The organism is Kyrpidia sp. (assembly GCF_023512215.1).
GTDB classification, from domain to species: domain Bacteria; phylum Bacillota; class Bacilli; order Kyrpidiales; family Kyrpidiaceae; genus Kyrpidia; species Kyrpidia spormannii.
Genome location: NZ_JAILZZ010000008.1, coordinates 83,462 through 91,180, shown reverse-complemented (window position 1 = coordinate 91,180; position 7,719 = coordinate 83,462). Strand labels below are relative to the sequence as shown.

General features: G+C 43.9%; 5 protein-coding genes and 2 tRNA genes. All 7 read right to left on the bottom strand.

Annotated elements, in window-relative coordinates; all coding sequences use genetic code 11:
* Position 1: 1 nt before the first annotated feature.
* Positions 2-76: transfer RNA gene (locus K6T64_RS05385), tRNA-Gly, on the bottom strand.
* 1 nt (position 77) lies between these two features.
* Positions 78-155 (bottom strand) — tRNA-Leu (locus K6T64_RS05380).
* 947 nt (positions 156-1,102) lie between these two features.
* Positions 1,103-5,134 carry a phage tail tape measure protein gene (locus K6T64_RS05375; RefSeq protein WP_288008878.1) on the bottom strand — a complete coding sequence of 1,344 codons (4,032 nt, stop codon included), beginning with the start codon at positions 5,132-5,134 and terminating at the stop codon, positions 1,103-1,105.
* 656 nt (positions 5,135-5,790) lie between these two features.
* On the bottom strand, positions 5,791-6,483 hold the full coding sequence (locus K6T64_RS05370) for a hypothetical protein (RefSeq protein ID WP_288008876.1): 693 nt from the start codon (positions 6,481-6,483) through the stop codon (positions 5,791-5,793).
* A gap of 179 nt (positions 6,484-6,662) precedes the next feature.
* Complete coding sequence (locus K6T64_RS05365) at positions 6,663-7,028, bottom strand: hypothetical protein (RefSeq protein ID WP_288008874.1); 366 nt, start codon at positions 7,026-7,028, stop codon at positions 6,663-6,665.
* Positions 7,015-7,341 (bottom strand): hypothetical protein, encoded by a 327-nt coding sequence (locus K6T64_RS05360; RefSeq protein WP_288008873.1) that lies wholly within the window; start codon positions 7,339-7,341, stop codon positions 7,015-7,017. Before K6T64_RS05360 ends, K6T64_RS05365 begins: the two co-directional genes overlap by 14 nt.
* Entirely contained in the window at positions 7,334-7,714 is a 381-nt protein-coding gene (locus K6T64_RS05355; protein WP_288008871.1) for a hypothetical protein, read from the bottom strand. The genes K6T64_RS05360 and K6T64_RS05355 overlap by 8 nt, the downstream gene beginning before the upstream one ends.
* Positions 7,715-7,719 lie beyond the last annotated feature (5 nt).

The window sequence follows — 7,719 nt, the reverse complement described above, 5'->3', positions numbered from 1 at the left end:
ATGGAGCGGAAGACGGGATTCGAACCCGCGGCCCTCGCCTTGGCAAGGCGATGCTCTACCCCTGAGCTACTTCCGCATGGTGCGGACGAAGGGACTTGAACCCCCACGACCTTGCGGCCACAAGAACCTGAATCGTCCTCTAGACGTTCATCCGCATTGCGCCTGCGTTTTTTCCGCTTTCCGCTGTTCAGCCATGTTGTTTTTTGATCGTGACGTTGTACATTATACGCAAAGTCTTGTTGGTACGTCAAGTGGGATTTAACGCTAATCATATGTGGAGATGAGACCCGGACATTTCAAAAATTGTAAGTAATTTTCAGAGGTCACTCCCCGGGCAGATCGCTTCCCGCTTGGGGGGTATCGTCTGACTATTTCGACTAATCAATAAGCAAGTGATAAAAATTCACACAATTCAAATTTGTAAGCAAACGGCTTCCATATCCTGCCTCTTGCGCGTATGAGACCATGAATACATCGCATAAACATGCAGGAGTAGCGCCCTAATCGCCTTCCATTAAATTCCAACGCGAAAAACCCGCGTCATATCAACGTTTTTTACATTTGAATAGTTTACATAAGGACTGTTATCGGACTGGTGCATTTTCCCATGTTAAACTATTGCGATTTGTGTATTGTTTTCAGTATTCGACAATTGTGACGAGTTTAAGTTTTCGAAAGTGTGTACGCCCCGGACGCGGCAGTGGATAAATTATCAAACGTTTTTAACTCTTTTTCAAATCGCTTTTTCACACTCCACAAACGCCTCTTCACGTCCTCCACACTCCATCTGTATACGTCTACTCATACCTATTGCTCACCCTTCATACGCAGCTACACACTACTGCCTGACGTTCAACGCTCTTTTAAATGAGCAATAATAAATCATCAATATCATATCACATCATGCCTGCACATGTACATATTTAGATGTTTATCTAATTGTTTTTGTAAATCGTAATAATTCCTACTTATTACTGTTCCGTATCGTGGAACGATAGGAGGCCCTAGTAATACGTAATTTTCCGTATCATTCGTTTTTATTTAAAAGTATTCCGATTGGAATTATGTATAACCGAGGGATAATTTCCCCCCGGCGTCAGTATTAAAACGTAACTCCATTCTTTCGTAAATCACGTTTTAATTCGCTTTTGAAATATTCGTATATCTCTTTCGGATCTTTTGCGGTTGTTGATATTTCGATTTTATCAATATTAACGTTTACCGAATTAGACGTATTATTCACGTTACTAATTGACGGCCCTAACGCTGCCGGACTTAGTGCAGCCATTCTAACTGTTACACTCTCCAGCTTCGGCAAGCTGTTTCGGATACCGTCAGCAAACGTTCCGACTAATGACGGTCCCCATTCGTCCAACCTCGATAGAGGCCCAACCTTCGCCGGGGAGTGTGGCATGTAGCTGTCTACCATCATAGTCATAAATACGAGTGTTTCACGTAGCCTATTAAACTGACTTTGAATCCCGGCAATAAAATTCGACATGAGACTGACGCCCCAATGTGTCGAAGCGTTAACAAGTCCCTCAAATCGGACTTGAATTTGATTCGTAATGTCGAACAACGTTCCTCGAATTTGATTCCAAGTTTTAGTTACGTCAGCAAACATCTTTTGCCACAACGTAGACAGCTGCTGTTGAATGAATTGCCAGGACGTGATTAACTTGGTCTTGATTTCTTCCGTCTTATTTGAAAGCTGTGCGTTAGTGTCCGTCCACGTCTGAATGACGTTTTGTGTCATCTGAACAGTCGCGTCAATGACACCTTGCTTTTGTTGTACCGCTGCTGTCACTACTCCTGCCTGCTGTGCCTGTGCCTGCTTTACTTGATCTGTTCCGTTAGAAGACGTAAAACCGGGAAGCCCTTGCATCGCCTGTGCTAGCTGCGGCATGGCTGCTGTAATCGCATTGGCCAGACGAGTGACCATATCCCGGCCTTGCTCTGCGGCCTGTTGGACTAATTCCTGCAACTTCTTGATTGTATTATCCTTAATCTCCTGCGTCTTTTGCGTCCATTCGGCTTTATATTGCTCTAGCTGTGCGGCTGCTTGGCTGCGTAGTTCGGCGATTTTAACCTGCGTTTGAATCGCCAAATCAGATAGTTGACTTGTGGCCTCTTGTTTCGCATCTTGATTTTTCTTACGCCAAAGGGACACATATTCAGACAGCTGAGCATCGGTCAACGTATTCAACGCGGCAATCTCTGCGGCTGCTTGTGGCCCCATTGACCGTAGTTCGTTAACCAATCCTTGATCAATTCCACGTCCGGACAATGCGGCAAGATTCGCCTGCCATTGTTCAAACGTCGTTACCTGGCTCCGCAAGTTCTCCAAAAGAGTTTGTCCACTTACTTCTTTCGGCGTAACAGCGTCGAATAATCCCACAAAATTACGCAACGTCTTAGCCCGGTCTTCAACGGCCTTTTGATAGTCTTCATTTGCTTTTTGGATATCGCTTATTAGACGTTGGTTGACTTCATTTACCTTCTTTTGGTATTCATATTGTGCGGCAATCAAATCATTCCTATATTTCTGTGCTGTGTCGTGAACCTGATTCATAAGGTTATCAAACTGGGCAATCTGTTCTTTAATCGACTGATTCGTTTGTCGAATTTGTTTTTCAAGCTTTGCCTCTTCTGTCTGCGCATTCAATAATTCGCTATATGCTTTTCTCGTTTCCTCTGCGTCTTTTCCTTTGACGTTGATCGACGCTTGATATTCTCGCTCCAATGATTGGACAAGTTCCTTTTGCAATTGTAATTTTTCATTATACTGACTTAATTCCACTTGAAGTTCTTGTAACTTTCCTGCCGATTCGTCTAAACGCGCTAACTGAAGTTCTTGTTTGGCCTCCAATTCTTCCATGCGCGTTTTGACTTGCTCAGTAATCCATGCCTGCTGTTGCAACGCCAAGTTAGTTTCGGAAATCTGATTAGCCAAGTCGGATAGTGACTTTGCTTCTTGAGCGTATTTTTGCGAAGCATCTAACGTCTCTTTTGCATTCTCGCCTTTAGTCGCTAACATCTGTTCGTAGCCTTGCCTAGCTTTATCAACGATCTGACGTTGAATTTCATATTCTTCGTTTAAATACTTTAATTGTGTAGATAATTTCTCGGACTCAGATACATTAACGCCCATAGTGGCAGTGACGAGATCATACTTAGCCTTGAGAATTTGTAATTTAGACTGCAAAGTATCAATTGCAATTTCCCATGCAGCTCTTGTATCTTCAGCGGCCTTTTTAGCCTTTTTTCCCGCTTCTTCTGCACTATCCCCCAGCTTGCTGAAATCAATCGGCAACCCGCTTCCGCCTTCAGAAAAATCAGGTAGATTGGAAGCGCTTGACATCATCTCGTCTACCAGTTTTCGGAAATCTCCGAATCCATCATGTTTAGGGGAAGCGCTCAGTCCGCTAAACGCATAGTTAATGCCGTTCGCTGCTACTTGAAGCTGTTCCCGCGTAATTTCGGCTTCTTGGCGAAGTTTTTGCAGATTTAATGTTACATTTTGAACTTTTTCAGATGAAGCAAATAAAGCTTTGTTATACAAATCACTAATTCCTGGAGCTACATGGCCTAAAACATCGACCACTGGCTTTATCCACTTCAACAATTTATTAACATTTTCCCATACAACCTTAGATAACTCATTCCACATCTCGCTAATACCTATTGCCATATTTCTAAACGCCAATTGAATATATATGGCTACTGCTTTTGTCTTTTCTTGAATCCCACCCCAGTCATTTACCCATGCTTCATACAACAAACCTGTTGCGAGAGCTAGAATCCCTATCCAGCCAAAAGCACTTTTCATGGCGGCCCCAACAAGATCTATAGCCTTTTTCACGTACCCCAAACCTTCAACCAAACGTGGAATATCCATAATAAATTTAACGGTTATTCCGCCTAAGAGAGCGAATACGGTTGAAAAAATTGTGGTTTTAGCAATTGCTTCTTTCAACGTTGGATTGAGTTGATTGAACCATTTAACTACATTTTGTATATGGTCTGCAATGGATCTAATTGTGGGGGAAACAGAATCTCCTAAAACTTTTCCAAGTTCAGTAAACTGAGCTTTTAATTTCTTCAAGCTACCAGCTAATGTATCCTGCATGGCTTCTGCGGCTTTTCTGGAAGCTCCGTCACTGTTTTTTAATTCATCTGTAAACTTTCGCAGCGTATCAGGACCAGTGTTGACTAGTGCCAGCATCCCGGACATAGCGTCAGTCCCAAAGATCATTGACAATGCTTGCTCTCGTTGTAGTTGCGTAGCATCTTTTAGTTTGGTTTGCAACTGTCCAATAATGTCAACCAATGGGCGCATCTTTCCATGCTGATCGGAAATGGAAATACCTAAAGCATCCAATGCCTTTTTCGCTTCTTTTGGCGGATCGACCAAACGCAATAGTGCGGCCCTTATCGTAGTACCTGCCTGCTCGCCCTCAATCATATTGTTTGACATGATGGCCAGAGCTGCGGATAGTTCTTCAAAGGATATTCCAGCCGCATGAGCCACAGGCCCAGCATATTTCAATGAATAGTTCATGTCTTGCAGATTAAGTCTTGAAATATTCGCTGCCTGCGCTAATACGTCAGCAACATGGCTCGCCTGTTGTGCCTGCATTCCAAAGGAATGAAGCTGGCCTGCAACTAGTTCGCTAGCTAGTCCTAAGTCTTCGCCAGACGCAGCCGCAGCACTAAGAACAGCGGGAAGCATATCGGCCATCTGTGTGGCGTTGAATCCTGAAGCAGCTAATTCAGCCAACGCGTCAGCTGCCTGCTGTGCAGTAAAGCCCATCTGTGGAGCCAATTGCTTTGCGCTTTCTCCGAGTTTCTTGATCTCGTCAGCTGAAGCACCAGACAGAACCTTTACCTTTGTCATCGCCTGCTCAAAGTCTGCCGTTGATGTAATAATTCCGCTTATTGTCTGCTTAATGCCTTCAAATCCGGCGAATCCCAACGCTCCGCCAAAAGCAAGCTTCATTCCTTCTTTGATCTTGGCAAACGTCGATTCAGTACGCTTACCAAACTCTTCCACCGATTTCCTCGATTTATCCAGGTCATTCCTAAACCCGGACATATCTACGCTCATTTTTACAAATAATTCGCCTACTTTCATTCTCTGTAAACACCTCCCGGCTCTTGCGTAGTCTCGAATTTGACTTGCACTGGATCTTTCCACATACTAGGAGCAATACGATTAACAACAAACTTTTTTATCACATTCAGACAACTCAAACAAATAGGTTTCGGATCGTCTTCGTAAGGAAACGGCGTCGAAACAGCTACGCCAGTCCTAACGTCAACAAGCTTAACCGCTTGCAAGTATCCCACTACAGGCCCTTTTCCACAGTTCCCGCATGTAGTTTGTTTGTGAAACTGTTTCTTTTTTCTAGACATAACGCCATATCACCACCAAAAATAAAAATAGCCACACTACGATATAGCGTAGCATGGCCTCGGCATTGTCGATGTCGTGGTAGGGTTGTTTCTTGTGTACCACCTTCAGAAGGTATGGGTAACTTACAAGGAGCTGTACAATGGTCATACACAGCATGAGTGGTAGAGAATACCAACTTGGTACCCCCTTCGGAAGATATCTGTAACTTACAGGGGACTACACAATGGTCATACACAGCCTGCCTTGGTTCGGCATAATTCAACGCCCACTATGACCGGAACACTATTCCGATCATATGACGCCAAGAATGTCGGTAATACCGACTCCCATGACGTAGGGATGACCAACTTGGTACCCCATTTCACTCCTGCGTCTCATTCGCCTTCGCCCAATGCCTTGGCAACAGCGTCATAGTCATTCACTGCCGACGCCACGTTGTGACCGAAATTTCCGGAAATATTATCCAACAAAATAGGACTGAACAAAGCGGCCTTCTCGTATTGATTCGCAACCTCTAGCATCTCCTGCGCCTCACGCTGTTCAGGCGTAATAAACCTATGACGCAAGCTGTCTAATTCATCAGTCAACGCAATCTTTTCGTCTCTACTCATGTAGTCAACGCACATAGCCATGAGGTCAGGAATCTCCCGTCGAAGCTGTTCCGCAATGTAGGGATGATCGACCGATTTAGCGAACTCGATTAATTTTTGCCCTCCGGTCTTCGGACGCAAGATAATCGACGCCTTCACGTCGGCAAGTTGATTTCGGAAACGTTCAAGTGTCAAGTCATCCGCTTTCGGCGTCGGTTGATTTAGTACCTTACTTGCCTTTTGTCGAAGCGCTTCAAGCTCCTTCTTTTGAAACTCATGTGCAGTTTTTGCAAACTCAAGAATTTTCTTTTTATGTTGCTCTCGAACCTCTTTGCGTTTCATCATTTTACCTTCTTCGGATAATGTACGGTCATAGGAGACTTTAGCCACATCTTCATCAAAATACTTTTTCATCTCCGTATACATGGTAGGCATCATATTGTGAAGCTCACGAACCTTTTCCAAATGGTCCCTCATTAGTTTTTCCTCCTATGCTGATTTTGAAATCTTCTCAATAAACGTCGATACAACGCCACATTATCCGGCGTTGGGAGTGCCCTGTATAATTCAATCGCCAAGAATAGATCCGAGTAATATACCTTTCCTGACAGCTTGCGCTTTAACCATTGTTCCACATCGTGGAATGACATCTATAGTCACCCTCGAACACGTTGCACGTCTGCGGGGAGATTGCCATCTTGAACGCCGACAAGCTCCGCTCCGGTTAGATACTTGACTTGCGCATCCTCGACCACATCACGAATATAAAGATGTGCTCCATTCACCTTAAATGTCTTCGACCACTCTGACACCTGATTGCGAAGCTGTGCATATTCCCTGCGCTTTTCCTGCAAGTCAAGAACAGCGTTCAAATATGCCTTCCTCGCGTCTTCCAAACGTTGCACAATCGGCTGTACCTCTGTGGCGTAAACTGACGCCATGTAATCATTCCATCCCTCAATGACTTGTTCCACAGTAGCATTCCCGTTTAGATATTGGTTGTACAAATCAAATTGTTTCATATTGCTTATTCCCCCTAGAAATTTTTTCTAGATGTTCTTTTAAGGACTCAATCGATGACTTTAGAAAAATTTTCTCAACTCGGACATCTTCTTTTAGTCCTTTAATTCTGCGTTTGATCCTCTGTAGAGAGGACCAAATATCCTGAACAAACGCTGCTGTTTTCCAGTCCTTTTCTTCAACGAAATATTCCTCGATCTGATGTATTTCGTCGGAAATGGAAGTCAATTCGTCAAATAATCCTTTATTGTGGTAATACTCTGTCTTCATGAGCGCCATGATCGTATCGATATGATTGTCAAGCTGCTCATTCATATTCAACACATTCCTCCATATTCTCCATGTCATCATATTCGTCTTTCAATTCTTGCTTCATGCGCCTCACCTGTGCGTCCAGTTCGTCGCCTTCCCAACCGTAATATTTGACGTTTAATTTCCTTGCGATCTTTTTCAACGTGGAATACTCTTCGTCGCTATCAACCCAAATATCGTCATATCCTTCCGCCCTAGCGTCCCTCACCTCCCTTTCAAGGCATTGACGCAAGGCATCAGACAATGACATGAGAGAATATTCGCGGGAATGCTCGCGAATAACGTTACCTGTATTCGCGTCTTCCCATCGTACATGCGCCTTATAGACGCCACACTTTACTACGCTAAAGCGAATGTAAATCATTAGTTTCTCCAACTATT

Excerpts from the sequence above, each read along its gene's own strand:
- K6T64_RS05375 (WP_288008878.1), bottom strand. The coding sequence starts at position 5,134 with ATGAAAGTAGGCGAATTATTTGTAAAAATGAGCGTAGATATGTCCGGG.
- K6T64_RS05370 (WP_288008876.1), bottom strand. The coding sequence starts at position 6,483 with ATGAGGGACCATTTGGAAAAGGTTCGTGAGCTTCACAATATGATGCCT.
- K6T64_RS05365 (WP_288008874.1), bottom strand. The coding sequence starts at position 7,028 with ATGAAACAATTTGATTTGTACAACCAATATCTAAACGGGAATGCTACT.
- K6T64_RS05360 (WP_288008873.1), bottom strand. The coding sequence starts at position 7,341 with ATGAATGAGCAGCTTGACAATCATATCGATACGATCATGGCGCTCATG.